This is a genomic window from Hyphomicrobiales bacterium (assembly GCA_016125495.1).
Classification (GTDB): Bacteria; Pseudomonadota; Alphaproteobacteria; order Rhizobiales; family RI-29; genus RI-29.
The window spans coordinates 72,837-90,397 of the sequence record WGLQ01000001.1; the positions used below are offsets into that span (position 1 = coordinate 72,837).

Consider the following 17,561-nt stretch of genomic DNA (forward strand, 5'->3'; position numbering starts at 1 on the left):
GGATGCTGCCTCAGGCGGCAGCATTCTGTCGCCCGCAGAATAACAGCATCTGCGTGAGTGACATGCTCGACCGGAATGACCCCTCCTTCGACGACCGCCCCTATTGGCCGAGCGAGCGACGCGCGCCGGACCGAGCGCCATTGGGCAGCGCGGACCGCGGCGCTCGTCACGGGCTTGCGGGCGGTTTGGCTCTGCTCGGCAGGTTCTGGGCGAGCGAATCGACCACCAGCAACGTCTCCGGTCAGACGCCGGCGCGGCGAACAGGCGGCCCCCGTCGGAGCCGGCCGGGGCTGCGAAGGCTCGTCATCTGGACCGCCGGCTTGACCTTCACCCCGGTCGTTGCCGCGCTCGCGGTGTGCGCTGCGGTGCTCGTCACCATGCCGAAACCCTCGCTCGAACGCGCTGTCGTCGAGCGTCAGGTGGTCAAGGTGCTCGCCCGCGACGGCTCACTGCTGGCCCAACGCGGTGATGAACACCGCATCGTCCCGCTCGCGGCCATGCCCCGTCAGCTCATCCAGGCCGTCATCGCCACCGAGGATTCGCGCTTTCTCGAGCACTCCGGGGTCGACCTCGTCGGCCTCGCACGCGCCACCTTCGCCAACGTACGAGCCGGCCGCTATGTGCAGGGCGGCTCGACCATCACCCAGCAGCTGGCCAAGAACCTCTTCCTCGCCCCCGACCGCAATCTCCTGCGCAAGGCCCAGGAGCTGATGCTCGCGTTCTGGCTCGAGTGGCGGCTCGACAAGCCGCGCATCCTCGAGCTCTATCTCAACCGGGTCTACTTCGGCGGTGGCGCCCATGGCGTCGCCATGGCTGCGGACCGCTACTTCGGCAAACGCCCCGAGGAACTCGGCCTCGCCGAATGCGCCGTTTTGGCGGGTTTGCTGAAAGCCCCGACCCGCTTCGCCCCGACCGGCGACCCGCGCCGCACACTGCGCCACGCCCGTGTCGTGCTGAAACGCATGCGCGCCGAGGGCTATATCACCGCCGAAGAGGAAGCCGCCACGGCTTCGCGGCCGGTGAAGTTCAAGACGGGCCCACGCCGGCTTCGCAGTCGCGGCGCCGACTATGCCGCCGACTGGGTCCTCGACGAGCTCGACGCCTTGGTCGGCACGACCGAAGGCACGATCATCGTGCGCACGACGATCGACAGTGAACTCCAGCACCGCGCCCAGAGCATCGTGCGCCAGGCGATCGACGTAGGCGCGGTGGCTCGGGGCGCCGAACAGGCCAGCGTCGTCGTCCTCGATCACAATGGCGGGGTTCGTGTGATGGTCGGCGGGGTCTCTCACGACGAAAGTCAGTACAATCGCGCCGTTCGCGCGACACGCCAGCCCGGCTCCGCATTCAAACCGCTCGTTTATCTGGCGGCGATGGAGGCCGGTTTCACGCCGGATTCCGTTGCCTATGACGAGCCCGTCGAGGTCGACGGCTGGTCACCACGCAATGCGACGGAGCGCTATCGCGGGCGCACGACGCTGCGCGAGGCGCTCTCCCATTCCTACAACACGGTTGCGGTTCGGCTCATGATGGAGGTCGGCGCCGGTAAGGTCGCCAAGACCGCCGCGCGCCTCGGCGTGCGCACGCCAGTCCACACCAACCCCTCGCTCGCCCTCGGCACCGCCGAGGTGACACCGCTCGAGTTGACCGCCGCCTACGCGCACCTCGCCAATGGTGGCTCGACCGTCACTCCACATGCGATCCTCGATGTCCGCCGGGCCGACGGGACGGTGCTCTATGAACGCAAGAGCGCTGCGGAAACGCGCGTCGTCGAGGAGACCAGCGTCGCGGCCATGAGCGACATGCTCGCGCACACCCTGTCCAGTGGCACCGGCAAGCGCGCCGCCATTCCGCCCCACCCGGCCGCAGGCAAGACCGGCACCTCCCAGGAGTTCCGCGACGCCTGGTTCATCGGTTACACCGGCCACCTGACGGCCGGCGTCTGGGTCGGCAACGACGCCAACCGAAGCATGCAGTCGGTCTCGGGCGGCGATATTCCGGCACACATCTGGCGCGAAGTGATGCTGGCCGCGCATGAAGGGTTGCTGCCCAAACCACTCGCCGGTAGCTACGCGGCCAAGCTCATGGCGCTGCGCGAACGCCCCCGTTCACCGGACGATCCGTCCGGCAGTGTCGCGAGCATCGCCGAACTCCTGGATTTGGCCGAAAAGCCCGCCGTCGCCCCGATGGGCCTCGGTCTTGCAACCGGCGACACGCCGCCCGCCGCCAAAGGCAATCAACGGGCAGAAAGCGATCCGCTGGGTTGGCTGACGTCCCGAAACTGACACACCCGCCAAGGCGTGAGCGACAGCGGCGCCGACCGCGTAATGGCTGTGGAGACGTCAGTTTCGCCACGGATGGGGCGGCGTGAACACTCTGGACACTGTCCGATTCCGGTCCATAGGCTCGACACGGCTCGAAGGCGACCGACCAGCTGATCCGCACGGATGCGGCTGGCCAGGTCGATGGCGATGCCGGACGACCCCTCAATGGCTGGAGACATCCATGTCGCGAAAGCTTGCCGCCGAGGCATTCGGCACTTTCTGGCTCGTGTTCGGTGGTTGCGGTAGTGCGATCTTCGCCGCAGCCTATCCTGGGCTCGGCATCGGTTTCACTGGCGTTTCACTCGCGTTCGGCTTGACCGTGCTGACCATGGCCTACGCGGTCGGCCCGATTTCCGGCGGCCATTTCAACCCCGCTGTCTCGACCGGCCTCGCGGTGGCCGGGCGTTTCTCGTGGTCCGAGCTCCTGCCCTATGTTGTCGCGCAGCTCCTCGGCGCCGTGGCCGCCGCCGCGCTGCTCTATCTGATCGTTTCCGGCAAGACCGGCTTCACGGGTGTGGGTGGCTTTGCCGCCAACGGCTATGGAACCGCCTCGCCGGGCGGCTTTTCCATGGTCTCGGCATTCGTCGCCGAGGCGGTCCTCACTGCCTTCTTCCTGATCATAATCCTCGGCGCGACCGCCAAGCGCGCACCTGCCGGTTTCGCCCCGATCGCCATCGGCCTGGCGTTGACGCTCATCCACCTGATCTCGATCCCGATCACCAATACGTCGGTGAACCCGGCCCGCTCGACGAGTCAGGCGCTCTTTGCCGGCGGGGATGCCCTCGGGCAGCTCTGGTTGTTCTGGCTGGCCCCGGTCATCGGCGCCGCGATCGGCGCGCTGATCTACAACGCCCTCCTTTCCGATAACGAGCGGTAGGCGGGCGCTTCTGGAAAGCCCGGGCCGCGCATCGGGTCTCCGGTCGCGCGGACCTCGGGGCGGGTCTCGGCCCGCTCCGGCAAACCGGCACGACGTCAATCGCCGGCGCCGTCCTCGCTCTCGCAACCGATGCTGTGCAATCGCGCGCCATGCTCACGCAGCCATGCCTGAGCTTCGTCGAGTCGCGGCATGGTCATGCGCACCAGTGCCCAGAATCGCGGTCCGTGGTTCATCTCTTGGAGGTGCGCGACCTCGTGTGCCGCCACGTAGCTCAGCACGAAGCGCGGCGCGAGAATGAGCCGCCAGGAAAACGAAAGCGCCCCGCCCGACGAGCAGGACCCCCAGCGCGTGGTCTGATCGCGCACCGTGATGCGACGCGGCTGCAGCCCGAGATTTCGCGCATGAAAACCGACCGCGCGCGATACGTCTCGCCGCGCCTCCGCCTGCAACCAGTCGCGCAACCGCCGGGCCCCGCTCCTGCCGAGACCCGCGACCTCCAGCACGGGCAACCCATCGGCGATGCGCTCGTCGCCCTCGAGAGCCCTGACGACCCCACCGCCCCGCTGCGGCTCCCGGAATCGCACCACGTGCTCGACACCACGAAGCGGCACCAGCGCCCCCTCCTCGAAGGGCACACCCGGCGGCAGATCCGCCAGTCGTGATCTGAGCCACGCCAGGTTGCGCGTCACGAAGCGCCCTGCCTCCTGGCGGCCGCAAGTCGTTGGAACCGTCAGGATCACCGCCCGGCGGGTCTGTGAAACCCGCAGTGTCAAGCGTCGGGCGGCCGGGTGCCGCCGCACTTCGATGGGGCGCGAGAGGCCTTGGACCTTGATCTCGTCGTGCCCGACGACGTCTTCAGTCAGCCGCATGACCACCGTCCGAGGTTGCTGGAGAACGCCTGAACAGGATGTGCGCCCCGTGCCCGACCCGGGACGTGTGACAATGTCGGATCGACCACCCGGCAGCCAGGACATTTCGCCGAGCGATGAACGGCCCGGTGCGCCGACGAGCCCCAACGGTCCGACTGGCCTGGGCACCCGAAGCAGCGGCGCCCGAGCGAATGGTATCAGCGGCGCCGCGAGCCCGGCACCTTGCCCCCGGCCCGCTGTGCCGGTCGGGGCTTCGGCGCGCTGGAGCGCCGCACGATCTCCGGAGTGAGGCCCACGAGGTCCATGGCACCGACCCCCCAGGCCAACTCGACCGGGATCGAGCGCATTGCCGAAGGCAGGTCTCCGGTCCGGTCGTGCACCGCGCGCTCGTCGGGATGTGGCGGGCGCGTGTGCTTGAAGCGGTCGTGCTGGCGGATGAATTTGGCCATCTTCGGCAGGATGCCCTTGCGGAAGCGTGAGCCGTTGAAAATGCCATAGTGCCCGACGTCGGGCTGCTCGTAGTGCTGCTTCATCGCGGACTGGAGGCCGCTGCACAGGTCGATGGCAGCCGAACATTGCCCCCGCCCGGTGATGTCGTCCTTTTCGCCTTCGATGGTCAGAAGCGCAACCCGTTCGATCGCGCTCGGCTCGACGAGGCGGCCGCGATGGCGGAACTGACCCTTGGCCAGGGCATGGCGAACGAACACGGTCTCGATGGTCTGCAGATAGAACTCGCTCGTGAGATCCATGACGGCGAGATACTCGTCATAGAACTCCTTGTGCTTGTCGGCCGAATCGCCATCGCCACGCACGAGGTGCAGGAACAGGTCCTTGTGTGCCTTGAGATGCCGGTCGAGGTTCATGGTCATGAACCCCGAGAGCTGCAGGAAGCCCGGGTAGACGGCCCGCCCGACCCCGGCGTTCGGCCAGGGCACATAGGTGATGACGTTGCGCTTGAACCACTCGGTGCCGCGTTTTTCCGCGAGCAGGTTCACCACGGTCGGGTTGATGCGCGTGTCGATCGGCCCACCCATCAGCGTCATGCTCGACGGGATCGCAGGATCGCGATCCATCTCGAGCAACGCAACCGCGGCCAGCACCGGCACGGACGGCTGGCAGACCGCGACGACGTGCACATCGCCCTCGAAGCGACGGAAGATCTCGATCATGTAGTCGACGTAGTCGTCGAGATCGAAGGAGCCGGCACTGAGTGGCACGTTCCGCGCGTCCAGCCAGTCGGTGATGTAGACATCGTGATCGGGCAGCAGCGATTCCACCGTGCCCCGGAGCAATGTCGCGAAATGCCCCGACATGGGAGCGACCAGCAGCACCTTGGGATCGCTCGCCGCGCGCTCGGGCGCCAGGTGCCGGCGGAAGCGCACGAGCCGGCAAAACGGCTTTTCCGAGACGGTCTCCTGCGTCACCGCGATCGTTTCGCCATCGACGATCGTCTCGGCGATGCCGAAGCGCGGCTTGGCATAACGCCGCGTGGTGCGCTCGAAGACCTCGAACGCGGCCGACGCCCCGCGCCCCATGGCCGTGTGCGCGATCGGGTTGAAGGGATGGCTCAAGATCAGCCGATACGTATCGGCGGCGGCGCGGGCCGGCCTTACGGCCGCATGACCCAGCTCATACCAGGAATAGAGCATGTTCCGACTGTCCCCCTGAGGCGGTATGACACGGGGCACCACTTGCCCGCTTTTCGCAGGCTCTCGCGCAACCCCCATTGCGACGAACCAAGTGGATCCGGCCTTGTGCGCCCATTGTTGTCGAAAGTTGCGCAAAGCTCATTGAAAGTTTCCACTGATTCCCCGCCGTCTGTCCACGCCTCCCTGGTCGGGAACAAACCACGTACTTTACAGTTCCTTACCTGATCGAACCTCACTTCACCAACGTGCGCAGTCGAGCCGCCATCTCGCTTGCGCCCGTTCCGTGCGAGAAGTGTGCCGCATAGCGACCGTCCTTGTCCATAAGGTAAGCGATCGACGAATGGTCCATGGTGTACGCGCCGGCAGACGACGGATCGTCGACGCGCGCCGCATAGACCTTGTAGGCCTTGGTCGTGGCTTTGATCTGCTCGGGGGTGCCGGTCAGACCCACGAGACGGGGGTGGAAGAGCGAGACATAGTCGGCGAGTTGCTCGGCCGTGTCGCGCTCCGGATCGACCGTTATGAACCAGGGCGTCACCTTCTCGCCGGCCGGACCCGCCTCGTCGAGCGCCGCGGCAATCGTCTGCAGTCCCGACGGGCAGACGTCGGGACAATGGGTGAAGCCGAAATAGATGAGGGTATACCGACCGACGAGGTCGCGCTCGCTCACCTGCCGGCCATCGTGGGCGGTGAGCGTGAACGGCCCGCCGACCAGTGCCGTCCCGACGCTGACCTGCCCACCCGACCGCGCGGCGGGATGGAACACGGACGGGCCGAACTGCCAGAGGGCGACCGCCGCGCCGAGCGCGAACGCCGCGATCGTGATGGCGATGCCGATGCCACGTCCGATCATGCTTGACTGTCCCTTCGCTCTGGCTCGCAACCGCGCCGTCTTCGCTCGCTTCACCAGGTGTTGCCCTGTTCGCAGGCCGCCAGCGGATCGGCGAGCCCACTCAGCCGGGCCGCTGCCGCCCGCGCGAAACGGATCAGCACGGCCTTGCGCCTTGCAGGGGATATCGGCTCGGCTGGTGCCGGGCGCAACTCCTCGGCGCCATACCGGTCGGCGACGATGAGACCGACCCCGTCCGGCAGAACAGCGAGCGGGAAGTCCGGGCCGACGGCGAATGCGAATTGGTCGCAATGTTCGAGGTAGTCGGGCCATTTGCCATCGGCCTGGTAGTCCGCGAGGCTCGACTTGATCTCGATGATCCAGATTTCCCCGCGTTGGGAGAGTGCAACGAGGTCGGCCCGCCGCCCGTCGGCCAGAACCAGCTCGGCCACCGCCTCGTAGCCCCGCTGACGCAAGAGCCGAACCGTCCCGCGCGCGATCTCGAGGGCGCGTGGCGACTGTCGTCCGTCCACGGGCACCACCGGCAACCCCGCGCCGGCTTCGTTGGCGGGCGTGGCGGCTCGATTGATCGCTGGATCGTCGCTCATGGCCCCCCCTCCTTCACTCGGCTGGCCTTCTCGTCGACACGCCCCTCGACTAGTCTACCGATGCCCGAGGCCCCGTGGCGGGTCGATTGCAGGAGTTGGTGCCGATGTTCTTCAAGCGTCCGACGAGCGGACCCACCGAGGTGACCACGCCCGGAGCCCCTTCGACAAGACCTTCGGGTCCGACCGCCGATCGCACCCGCCTCGATGCAGCCGACCTTCGCCTCACGGTCGATCCGGCGACACTGGGCGTGCTGAGTAGCGCGGAACTCGAACCCGCCACCGGTCTCATCGGCCAGCAGCGGGCCTTGAAGGCGATCGAACTCGCCGCCAGCATTCGCCAGCGCGATTTCCACCTCTTCGTCATGGGTCCCTCCGCCACCGGCAAGCGCACGGCCGTCAAGGAGTATCTCGCCAGGAAGGCGGCCAGCGAGCCGGTGCCCCCGAGCTGGGTCTACGTCAACAACTTCGACGACCCTTCCGCCCCCCGCGCACTCTCCCTGCCGCCGGGCCGTTGCGAGATGCTGGCGAACGGCATGCTCGCCGCGATCGCCGAGTTGCGCACGTCGCTTCCCGCGCTCTTCGAGAGCGACGACTACCAGAGCCGGCACCGCGCCCTGACCGAAGCGATCCGTTCACGCCAGGAGCAGGCCTTCGAGGCCCTGACCGAACGCGCCCGGTCCCAGAGCATCGCCGTGGTCCAGACGCCGACCGGTATCGCCATGGCACCCCTCTCCGACGGCAAGGTGATGAAGCCCGAAGACTTCCAGTCCCTCCCGGATGCCGAACGCAAGGCCTTCGAAGCCCGCGTCGAGCAGCTCCAGTCCGAACTCGGCGAGATCATCCAGCAGGCCCCACGCGTCCAGAAGGAGATGCGTGCCCGCCTCCAGGAACTCAACGAGGAGGTCGCCTCGCTCGCCATCCATCAGGCCCTCGATGACGTCGTGGCGGCCTTCTCCGATCTTCCGGATGTGCTCACCTACCTCGAGGCCGCGCGGCGCGATCTCGTTCGCAACGTCGGCCTCTTCATCATTCCCGGCGAAGAAGAGGACGGTGCCCTCGTCGCCCAGTCGGTCGACGTCTCGCGCGACGACCGTTTCCGACGCTATCGTGTGAACGTCATCGTCTCGCGCAATCCGTCCGACAAGGGCGCCCCGATCGTCGACGACCTCAACGTCGGCCACGGCCATCTCGTCGGCCGCGTCGAGTTCATTGCCCGCATGGGCGCGCTGATCACGGATTTCCTCCTCATCCGTCCCGGCAGCCTGCACCGCGCCAACGGTGGCTATCTCCTCCTCGATGCGGCCAAGCTGCTGACGACGCCTTTTGCCTACGAAAGCCTGAAGCGCGCCCTGCGCCGCCGCGAGATCCGCATCGAATCGCCGAACGAAGGCCAGGCCCCGACCTCCACCCAGACCCTCGAGCCCGACCCCATCCCGCTCGACGTCAAGGTGGTGCTCGTCGGTGACCGCCAGATCTACTACGCCCTCAACGACCTCGATCCGGATTTCCCTGGCCTCTTCAAGGTGCAGGCCGACTTCGACGATTCCATCGATCGCACCGACGGGAGCCTTCGCGAATACGCCCGCATCATCGCCTCGATCGTGCGCACCCACGAGCTACGCCACGTCGAGGCGGCCGGCATGGCGCGCCTCATCGAGCGCTCCGCGCGCATGGCCGACGACAACCGCAAGCTCTCCCTCCAGGTCGGCCGCCTCGCCGATATCCTCCGCGAGGCGGACTATTATGCGATGCGTGCCGGCCGCGAGCTGATCACCGAGGGCGATGTCGTACTCGCCGTCAGCGAACAGGAGCACCGCGCCGACCGCATCCGCGAGCGCTCCGAGGAGATGGTGCGCCGCGACATCGTGATGATCGACACGGATGGCGCCAGGATCGGCCAGGTCAACGGCCTCAGCGTCCTCTCGTTCGGCAACATTTCGTTCGGCAAGCCGACCCGGATCACGGCGAGCGTCAGGCTCGGCTCGGGCCGCGTCACCGATATCGAGCGCGAGGCCCTGCTCGGCGGCCCGCTCCACTCCAAGGGCGTCATGATCCTGTGGGGCGTGCTCGCGAGCCGCTATGCCATCGACGTACCGCTCTCGATCGCAGCGAGCCTGGTCTTCGAGCAGTCGTACGGCGGCGTCGACGGCGACAGCGCCTCCTCGACCGAACTCTATGCCCTCATCTCTGCGCTGGCCGAGGTGCCCCTGCGTCAGTCGATCGCTGTCACCGGTTCCGTCAACCAGCTCGGCGAAGTGCAGGCGATCGGTGGCGCCAACGAGAAAATCGAGGGCTTCTTCGACATCTGCCGGGCTCGCGGTCTCACCGGCGCCCAAGGTGTCATGATCCCCCGCGCCAACATCCAGCACCTCATGCTGCGCCAGGATATCGTCGCTGCCGCCAACGCCGGCCAGTTCTCGATCTATGCCGTCTCCAGCATCGACGAGGGGATCGAGATTCTCACCGGCCTGCCCGCCGGCGAGCGCGGCGAAGACGGCCGCTTTCCGAGGGACAGCGTGAATTATCGTGTCGAACGCAAATTACGGCTGTTCGCCAAGCTGCGCAGGGAGTTCAATCTGAAGGACGGTCCAGAGGAGGCGATGTCGACATCATGAGCCAGCAGCCCACCGGAGCGACCCATCGGCGCATCGTCATCGAGGCCCGTGGCGCGGCCGTCAGCCGGACGCTCGTTGCAGCCGTCGCCGGGTTGGCGGATGCCATCGGTGCGCGCATTGAGCAGCGGCTCGACGACGACGGAACTCTGGCGGCACTCGCTGCGCTCGACTGTTGCCGGGAGGTCCGACGCCTATCGGGCATCGCCACCGCACTTGCCCCCCACGAGATCGAAGGCACCGTGCACCATACCCTGCGCGGCGTCGACCGCCATCTTGCGCGGCGCCACGGCGCCGCGCCGCACGGCCCTTCGAGCCACCGGTATGCGGCCGTCGACACGCCGTCCGGGCAAGCCGATCCGGGTGGCACAGGGCTCCACAACATCCTCGCCCTCGCCGAGACCGTGCAACGCTCGAGCCTCGAGCGGATCCGCAGCGCACTGGCTAGGACCACAGAAGCCCCGGACGCCTTGCTCATCGCCGGACCGGATGCCTCGACGCGTGGCGAGAGCATCGTCATGGCCCTCGAGGACGAACGCGACCTGCCGGCACTCCTCCCACTCCTCCTCAAAATCTCCGCCACCGAACGAAGGCGCGCGCTCATCCTCGTCATCGGCAATGATCGCGAGGCTATCGCCCGTCTCGCCGGTTCGCTCGCCGAGCAGCTCGCCTCCATGGCAAGCCCGCCGCGGCTTGTGCTTGCGCCGCCTGCCTTCGGCGAACCGACGGTCGTTGCAACGGCCACCCGCAAACTCGCCGCGAGCCTTTTGATCGGCCGGGCCGCAGGCCTGATGTCACACGAGGACGGCGACCTGACCCGCCTGCTGACCGCGCTCGACTGCCCGGTGCTGCTGCTTGTCTGACCTCGCGCCGCCGGGACACTGCCGATGACGAAAAAAGGCCCGGCACGTTGCGCGCGCCGGGCCTTTTCGTCGATGGAACACTGGAGCCGAGGCGGAACCGCCCCGTCGTCAGACCGGCTTGTCGCCGATGGTCTCGTGCACGTAGGCCGGCAGCGCGAACGCCGCCACATGCACCTGCGGAGTATAATACCGCGTAACGATCCCGAGCGGCGAGAAGCGGCCTTCGACCTCCTCCACCTTCAGCGACCTGAGGCGCACATCGTCCGTCGCCCACCCGTAGCTCATCGCTCCCCCGACATAGGTCGGCGTCACGCCGAGATAGAGGCTGCCATCGGCAAATAGGCCGCGGAAGTGACCGACCGAAGCCTTGAGCGTCTTGCCCTGCATGAACGCAACGCCGTTCTGCGTCACGAGTACGCCTCCGGGCGTCAGGCAACGTTTGCAGCTCTGGTAGAACTCGCGCGTGAACAGCACCGCTCCTGGTCCGACGGGATCGGTCGAATCGACCAGGATCGCATCGAACCGTTCGTTCGTTTCGGCAACGAACCGGACACCGTCCGCGATCACCACCTCGGCGCGCGGATCGTCGAAGGCTCCCCCGGCGACGCCGGGAAAGAATTCGAGCGACATGTCGATCACGCCACGGTCGATCTCGCAGAGCACGACACGTTCGACACCCGGATGCCGCAACACCTCGCGCATCACGCCGCCATCGCCACCGCCGACGATGAGCACGCGCCGAACTCGCCCGTGGGCGACGATCGGCACGTGCGCCATCATCTCATGGTAGACGAATTCATCCGCCGTGGTCAGCTGCGCGATCGAATCGAGCATCATCACACGGCCGAACTTGGCGTTCTCGAAGATGACGAGATGCTGGTGCTCGGTGTGGCTCTCGTGGATCAGGCGATCAACGCGATAGCGGGAGCCCCAACCGTCGTGCAGGTCTTCCTCGATCCATCGTTCCACAGATTTCCCTCCTCACCACGCATGTGCTCCTTCACCACCACCCGACCGGGTTGGAAATGGCGTTGGAGAACGCCGACGGCCTCGTGTGGGCGCGCTGCACCGCACATGAAAACGTCGAACGCCGCATAACCCACCTCCGGCCAGCTGTGGACCGAGATGTGCGACTCCGACAACACGGCGACGCCCGAGACGCCACCGTTCGGCTCGAAGTGATGGAGGTTGATGTGGAGCAACGTCGCCCCTGCGGCCGTCACGCATTCGCGCAGCGCCCGCTCCATGAGGTCGACGTCGTCGAGCTTTTCCGCCTCGTACAGATCGATCAGCAGATGCGTTCCTGCGAAACGCACGCCGTTCCGTTCGATGAAAAAGTCCTTACGCTGCTCCTCGTGAGGTGCGGCGCGGTGATCGTGTTCTTCCGTTTGGGCGGTGCTTGAACTGGATGCCAAGTCCATCCCCAATTGGAAGAGGGCGACATGGTTTGCCATATGGCGTCCTCCCCAACCAGCAGATGACCCAGACCCTGGGTGCTAAGGAGCGGCGGATTACTCTGTGTCGGTGACATACGCAAGAAGAATCTATGTCGCTTGCATGAAATCCCGACCGGCAGCACCCTTCCGCGCCGATTCTCGATAAGTCGTTGATCCTTTCCCGATCTCTCCGACTTGCCTTGCCAACGCAGCAGTCGCTTGACGCCGGCCGGACGCAGATGGTGCCGGCAGCCCGGCAATTCAAGGGCATCGGCTTGATCCAGCAGCGCATTTTTCGCCTGCGGGCGTACTCGCCGGACTTTCTCGCCTACTGCGAACCGAGCAGCCCGCGCAGCAGACGGCCGGCATCGCCGCCCTTGCGCAATTCCTCGATGCCCCTGCGCACCTCGTCACGATTGGCGAGGTTGCCGGTCAGCCCTTCGACGGCGCGAACGGCCCCTTCCGGGTCGGCGAGCAGGCCCGAGAGGTCCGGAACGTAGTTCGGACGGTCCCACGGTCCCTGGACCCGCACCGGGATTTCAATCCCCTTTGCGGCGCCGCCACCCTGCCCCTGGAGGCTCGCGACCAGCCGCGGACGCACGAGATAGTCGAGCGTGCGCTTCGGCAGGGAAATCGTGCCAGCCCCATCGACGCGCACCAGCGGCCCCACCAGGTTGAGGTCGTCGTTGGTCAACACGCCGGCGGCGGCGACGAACGTGGCATCGAGCGCGGTGAAATCGGTACGCTCGTCGTCGCCCTGCGCGATGTCGCCGATCCTGCCCTGCTGCAGGTTCCGCAGCGCCTTGGCGACATTGACGCCGACGATCGCCCCATCGGAGAGTTCGATGCGGATAGGCCCGGTGAGCGAGGCGACCATCGCATGCTCACTGGCGCCCTTGGCCGCGAGATCGAGAACGACGCGTCCGCGCGCATCGACCCGCTGGAATTCCGCCAGGTCGCGCAGCAGCCCCAGCATCTGGACGCCGGTCAACTCGAGCTTGGCAGCGAACTGAGGCACATTGCGCCGCGCATCGACGCCGACCGTGCCCTTGCCCCGCCCGCCGTAGAGGGCGACGTCCTCGATCACCGTCTCGAGCTGTCCCCCTTTGAGCTGCGCCGACAATTGTGCCGGCCCGACCACGAGGTTGGCGACCCTGAGTTCGTCGGCCCGAACCCGGGCCCTGACGGCGACCAGTCTCATGGTGCCGAGATCGATCGCCTCTCGGCTCCAGCCGTTCGCCCCGACGGCGCTCGGTTTTGCGCTCTGGGAGACGCCTCCGGCAACGAATTGCTTGGCGCCGCTTCCCGTTCCGAGCTGGCGCAGGAGATCGCCGATACCGTCGCCGCTGCCGGACGCTCCGCCGCCGGCCCCGCCATCCGACGCCCCGCTCGCCGGTTGCGCTGTCGACGTACCGGCCGACCCACCGCGAAAACTGTCGAGGTCCAGCAATGCGAACCGCAACTCGGTCTCGATCGCCGGCACCTTGCCGACGAGATTGGCGACGATCGTGCCCTCGCCCCGATTGGGACCGGCCTCGAACGTGGCACTGCGCAGTGTCACGCGGTCACCGTTCACTTGCAGTCTGCCGCTGATCCGCCCGGCGCCGAACCCGGGCGCGTCCGCGAGCGCCACGTCGACCCATCGCCCGAGTTCCCCGAGGGAAACCGCCTGCAACGCGAGCTGACCGTCGAGGGTCAGCCGTGCCGCCTGCCTGATTTGCCCCTCATAGAGCGCCGCCACCGGCCGCGCGCGCATCTCCGCGCGAAGCTTCGTTGCCTGCCCCTCGATGAGATCGGCGAGCGATGCGATCTCCAGCTCGAACGGCACGTTCTCGCCGCGCCAGCGCGCTTTGCCCTCCGCCCCGAGCGGACCATCGATACGCGCCAGACTGAGGGCGACGTCGATGTCGTCGAGCCGCTGGGTCGAACCATCGGCTTCGTTGGAATAGACCAGCGAACCGCCGACGATCTGCACGTCACCGAGGCTGAGGCCGCGCAACTGGCCGCCGAGCGCTCCACCCGAATTCCCGGCCCCGCCCGCATCGTTCGCCGTTCCGGCCGCCCGCTGCGCCTGCGCGAGGCGCTCGAAGGCTTCGGGCGGCACGTCGGAGGCGACGGCCCCCTGTGCGGTCCGCAGGCCCGCCCCGAGCCCCGCTTGCCGATCGAGAGCGGCGAACCGGACCGACCGATCCGCATCGGAGCCCCGTGCGAACGTCCAGTTGTTGCGCCCGTCGGACGTCGCCCTGAGCGCGAACCGGGGTTTGACCAGCACGAACCGCTCGACACGGACCTCGCGCTGGAGGAGCGGCATCACGGGCACCTGCAATCGCAGCTGCTCCATTTCCACGAACGGTTCACCACCCATCTGCGGCGGGTTGGCGAGCGCCACGTCATCGAGCGTGACGGCGAGGTTCGGATAGAGCGACAGCGACACCGGGCCACCGATCGACAGCTCGCGCCCGGTCTGCTGGCGTACCATGGCGATCGCCTGCTCGCGGATGAGGCCCGTCGGCGCGGCAACGACGAGGAAAGTGATCGCCGCCACGGCGACACAGGCCAAGCCGAGCAGCGTGTAAAGGATCAAGCGCATGGCGGTTCGTCCCCATTGCTCGCGATCGAGGCCAAGCTGCGCCCCCACGGCGCAACGTGACCCATGTCGATCCCGTGTTTAGCTGGCCACGCCGTGGTTTACACGTGACAATCTGGCGGGTGTTGATGTCACGAGCGTGTCACGCGGCCAGCGGACCACTTCAGAGCGACCCATCGTCCCCATCGATCGCGAGGACATGACCGACGAGATGGAGTGAGCCGCATATGAGCAGCCGCACCTCGCCATCGCCGGCCGCGACGCTCGAGGCGAGCGCGTGGCAGAGATCGCGTGCGACACGCGCATCGAGCCCGATGCCCGTCGCCGCCGCCGCGATCCGTTCGGGCGGCAGGCCAGGCGCCGTCGCATGCGCGAGGCGCTCCGGCGGCACCGGCAAGGCGACGACCAGCGAAGCAATGCCAGCGAATGGCTCGAGGAAGCTCTCGGGATCCTTGCTCGCGAGCATGGCGATGCAGATGTGCAGCGGCTTGGGCGAACGCTCCTCGAGATCACCCATCGTCGAGGCCACGGCCGCCGCCGCCGCCGCGTTGTGACTGCCATCCACCCAGACTTCATAGCCTTCCGGCAGCAGCCCGTTGACGAGCCCGTCCAATCTCTGGAGCCGGCCTGGCCAGCGCACATTGCGCAGCCCGGCGGCGATCGCCTCCCGCGTCACGCCTGTGAGGCCGAACTCGAGCACCGCCGCGATCGCCGTCCCGGCATTCTCGACCTGGTGGCGCCCGAGCAATTGCGGCGCCGGCAGATCGACGAGCTGCGTTTCGGACTGAAAGACGAGCCGGCCGTGCTCGAAATAGGCGCGAAAGTCCTCGCCTGCCGACAGCATCCTGGAGCCCGCTCGCCGGCAGGCCCGCGCGAGCACCGCCCGCGCCGCATCGCTCTGCGGGCCGACGATGCAGGTCGCACCGCGCTTGATGATGCCCGCCTTCTCGGCCGCGATCGCTTCGACCGTATCGCCGAGCAATTCGGCATGATCGAGCGAGATCGGAGTGATCACCGTCAGCCTCGGCATCACCACGTTCGTGGCATCGAGCCGCCCACCGAGCCCGGTCTCGAGCAGTACGACGTCGGCCGGGATTTCGGCGAATGCCACGAAGGCCGCGGCCGTCTCGGCCTCGAAGCGGGTGAGTGGAACCCCGTCCGCCGCAGCCTCGACGCGCGCGAGGCACGCTGAAAGGTGCGCCTCCGAGATCACCATGCCGGCGAGCACGATCTGATCGTGTAGTGTCGTGAGCGTCGGTGATGTGTAGACGTGCACGCGCGCGCCGCCGGCCTCGAACATGGCGCGCATCAGCGCGATGACGGAGCCTTTTCCGTTCGTGCCGGCCACATGGATGATCGGCGCGAGTTCGCGGTGTGGACTGCCGAGCCGCTCGAGCACCGCTTCGATGCGCTCGAGCGAGAGATCGATGCCCGGTCTGCCGCGCGCGACGATTCGATCGAGGATCATGCTCGAGGATGGCATGTGGCGCTCAACTCCGACCGGTGCTTCCGGCCCCCGCCATCGCGGCCCGGCCGGATGCGGCAGAACGGTTGGAACCAGGTCATCGACGTGAATTGATCACCGGCGCAGAACCGTCGCCGGTCGACAATGGAACGGGAGGGGCAGCTCAGTTCTTCGTGGCCCCCGGCACGGGCTTGCCACCTGCCCCTTCGCCACGCCCGACGGACGCCGATGGTCGCACGTCGGCGACCGCCTCGTCCGAGACCACGATCTCGATCTCCTCGAGGGCTTCGATGTGCCCGTTCGGAGCCTTACCGTTTATGGTGCCCGCGCCATGATGGCCGCTGCCGTTGACATGCACCGGCAGATTGCGGTCGTCGCCTGCCTGTCCGGTATCGCCCGCCGTCAGCACCTCGCCCTTCTGCGCCGTCTCGGCCGCGGCGACGTGCGCCGGCGCACGCATCAGCAGCCGGCAGACCCGACTGAGCGTTTCGCGCAGTTCATGGCGGTGAACGACCATGTCGATCATGCCGTGCTCGAGCAGGAACTCGGCGCGCTGGAAACCCTCGGGCAATTGCTCGCGGATGGTCTGCTCGATGACGCGCGGTCCGGCAAAGCCGATCAGCGCACCCGGCTCGGCAATATGGACATCGCCCAGCATCGCGTAGGAAGCCGTCACCCCGCCCGTCGTTGGATGGGTCAGCACGACCACATAGGGCAGCTTGGCGCGCCGCAGCGCCTGCACGGCGACCGTGGTTCGCGGCATCTGCATGAGCGAGAGCACGCCCTCCTGCATGCGCGCTCCGCCCGAGGCGGCGAACATGATGAACGGCGACTTCAGTTCGACGGCCTTGAGCATGCCGGCAACGACGGCCTCGCCCGCCGCCATGCCCAGCGATCCGCCCATGAATTTGAAGTCCTGCACCGCCGCGACCACGGGCAGCGCATCGAGCGTACCCTTTCCGACGAGCACCGCGTCCTTGAGGCTGGTTGCCTCGCGCGCTGCCTTGATGCGGTCCGTGTAGCGCCGCTCGTCGCGGAACTTGAGGGGATCGACGGGTACGTCCGGCACCTCGATGACGTCGTAAGTGCCACCATCGAACAGCGACGCGAGGCGCGTCCCCGCCGTCATGTGCATGTGGTAGTTGGAGCCGGGGATGACGAACTGGTTGTCCTCGAGGTCCTTGTAGAAGACCATCTGCCCGGTTTCGGGGCACTTGACCCAGCGGTCCTCGGGGATGTCGCGCTTGCGCCAGATCCCCTGGATTTTCGGGCGAACGACGTTGTTGATCCAGTTCACGTCACACGAGCCTTGTGCCAATAGCGCCGACGTTGTGCCGGCGCACCCGGCGCCGCCGCCGGAAAGGGACGATCCCCTATCATAGGACGCGCGCACTGCCTGGGGCGAGGCGCGCTGCAACCCTCCGTTTGCGGCGAAACGTAGG

Annotated in this window: 13 protein-coding genes; 4 read left to right on the plus strand and 9 right to left on the minus strand. The window is 67.2% G+C overall.

Translation table 11 applies throughout. From position 1 onward, the window contains the following. The first annotated feature begins 2 nt into the window (after nucleotides 1-2). Together GC150_00310 and aqpZ are read left to right on the plus strand one after the other, a co-directional pair. Nucleotides 3-2,285 carry a PBP1A family penicillin-binding protein gene (locus GC150_00310; GenBank protein ID MBI1383342.1) on the plus strand — a complete coding sequence of 761 codons (2,283 nt, stop codon included), beginning with the start codon at nucleotides 3-5 and terminating at the stop codon, nucleotides 2,283-2,285. Nucleotides 2,286-2,505: 220 nt separating this feature from the next. Next, a complete protein-coding gene (gene aqpZ, locus GC150_00315; protein ID MBI1383343.1) occupies nucleotides 2,506-3,201 on the plus strand; it encodes an aquaporin Z in 696 nt (231 codons plus the stop codon). Between the two features lie 95 nt (nucleotides 3,202-3,296). On the opposite strand, the gene GC150_00320 is transcribed toward aqpZ, so the two are convergent. From GC150_00320 to GC150_00335, 4 genes are all read right to left on the minus strand, one after another. Next, complete coding sequence (locus GC150_00320; protein ID MBI1383344.1) at nucleotides 3,297-4,175, minus strand: DUF45 domain-containing protein; 879 nt, start codon at nucleotides 4,173-4,175, stop codon at nucleotides 3,297-3,299. 92 nt (nucleotides 4,176-4,267) lie between these two features. After that, the gene (phaZ, locus tag GC150_00325; GenBank protein MBI1383345.1) at nucleotides 4,268-5,719 is read right to left on the minus strand and encodes a polyhydroxyalkanoate depolymerase; all 1,452 of its coding nucleotides are present in this window, start codon (nucleotides 5,717-5,719) and stop codon (nucleotides 4,268-4,270) included. A 232-nt stretch (nucleotides 5,720-5,951) separates the two neighbouring features. Further along, nucleotides 5,952-6,572 carry a redoxin domain-containing protein gene (locus tag GC150_00330; protein ID MBI1383346.1) on the minus strand — a complete coding sequence of 207 codons (621 nt, stop codon included), beginning with the start codon at nucleotides 6,570-6,572 and terminating at the stop codon, nucleotides 5,952-5,954. A 50-nt stretch (nucleotides 6,573-6,622) separates the two neighbouring features. Beyond that, entirely contained in the window at nucleotides 6,623-7,156 is a 534-nt protein-coding gene (locus tag GC150_00335; protein ID MBI1383347.1) for an MmcB family DNA repair protein, read from the minus strand. Nucleotides 7,157-7,260: 104 nt separating this feature from the next. Here GC150_00335 and GC150_00340 point away from each other — a divergent pair, with 104 nt between their 5' ends. Both GC150_00340 and GC150_00345 read left to right on the plus strand, forming a co-directional pair. After that, complete coding sequence (locus GC150_00340; protein MBI1383348.1) at nucleotides 7,261-9,771, plus strand: AAA family ATPase; 2,511 nt, start codon at nucleotides 7,261-7,263, stop codon at nucleotides 9,769-9,771. Next, nucleotides 9,768-10,631 (plus strand): hypothetical protein, encoded by an 864-nt coding sequence (locus GC150_00345; GenBank protein MBI1383349.1) that lies wholly within the window; start codon nucleotides 9,768-9,770, stop codon nucleotides 10,629-10,631. The genes GC150_00340 and GC150_00345 overlap by 4 nt, the downstream gene beginning before the upstream one ends. Nucleotides 10,632-10,739: 108 nt before the next feature. On the opposite strand, the gene speE is transcribed toward GC150_00345, so the two are convergent. The 5 genes from speE to GC150_00370 form a co-directional block, all read right to left on the minus strand. After that, nucleotides 10,740-11,600, minus strand: coding sequence for a polyamine aminopropyltransferase (speE, locus tag GC150_00350; GenBank protein MBI1383350.1), 861 nt, complete (start codon nucleotides 11,598-11,600; stop codon nucleotides 10,740-10,742). After that, nucleotides 11,534-12,085, minus strand: a complete 552-nt coding sequence (gene speD, locus GC150_00355) for an adenosylmethionine decarboxylase (protein ID MBI1383351.1) — start codon at nucleotides 12,083-12,085, stop codon at nucleotides 11,534-11,536. Before speD ends, speE begins: the two co-directional genes overlap by 67 nt. Nucleotides 12,086-12,395: 310 nt before the next feature. After that, nucleotides 12,396-14,657: an AsmA family protein gene (locus GC150_00360; GenBank protein ID MBI1383352.1), complete on the minus strand. Its 2,262-nt coding sequence runs from the start codon at nucleotides 14,655-14,657 to the stop codon at nucleotides 12,396-12,398. A 160-nt stretch (nucleotides 14,658-14,817) separates the two neighbouring features. Further along, nucleotides 14,818-16,137 carry a bifunctional folylpolyglutamate synthase/dihydrofolate synthase gene (locus GC150_00365; GenBank protein ID MBI1383353.1) on the minus strand — a complete coding sequence of 440 codons (1,320 nt, stop codon included), beginning with the start codon at nucleotides 16,135-16,137 and terminating at the stop codon, nucleotides 14,818-14,820. A gap of 145 nt (nucleotides 16,138-16,282) precedes the next feature. Continuing rightward, the gene (locus tag GC150_00370; protein ID MBI1383354.1) at nucleotides 16,283-17,416 is read right to left on the minus strand and encodes an acetyl-CoA carboxylase carboxyltransferase subunit beta; all 1,134 of its coding nucleotides are present in this window, start codon (nucleotides 17,414-17,416) and stop codon (nucleotides 16,283-16,285) included. Nucleotides 17,417-17,561 lie beyond the last annotated feature (145 nt).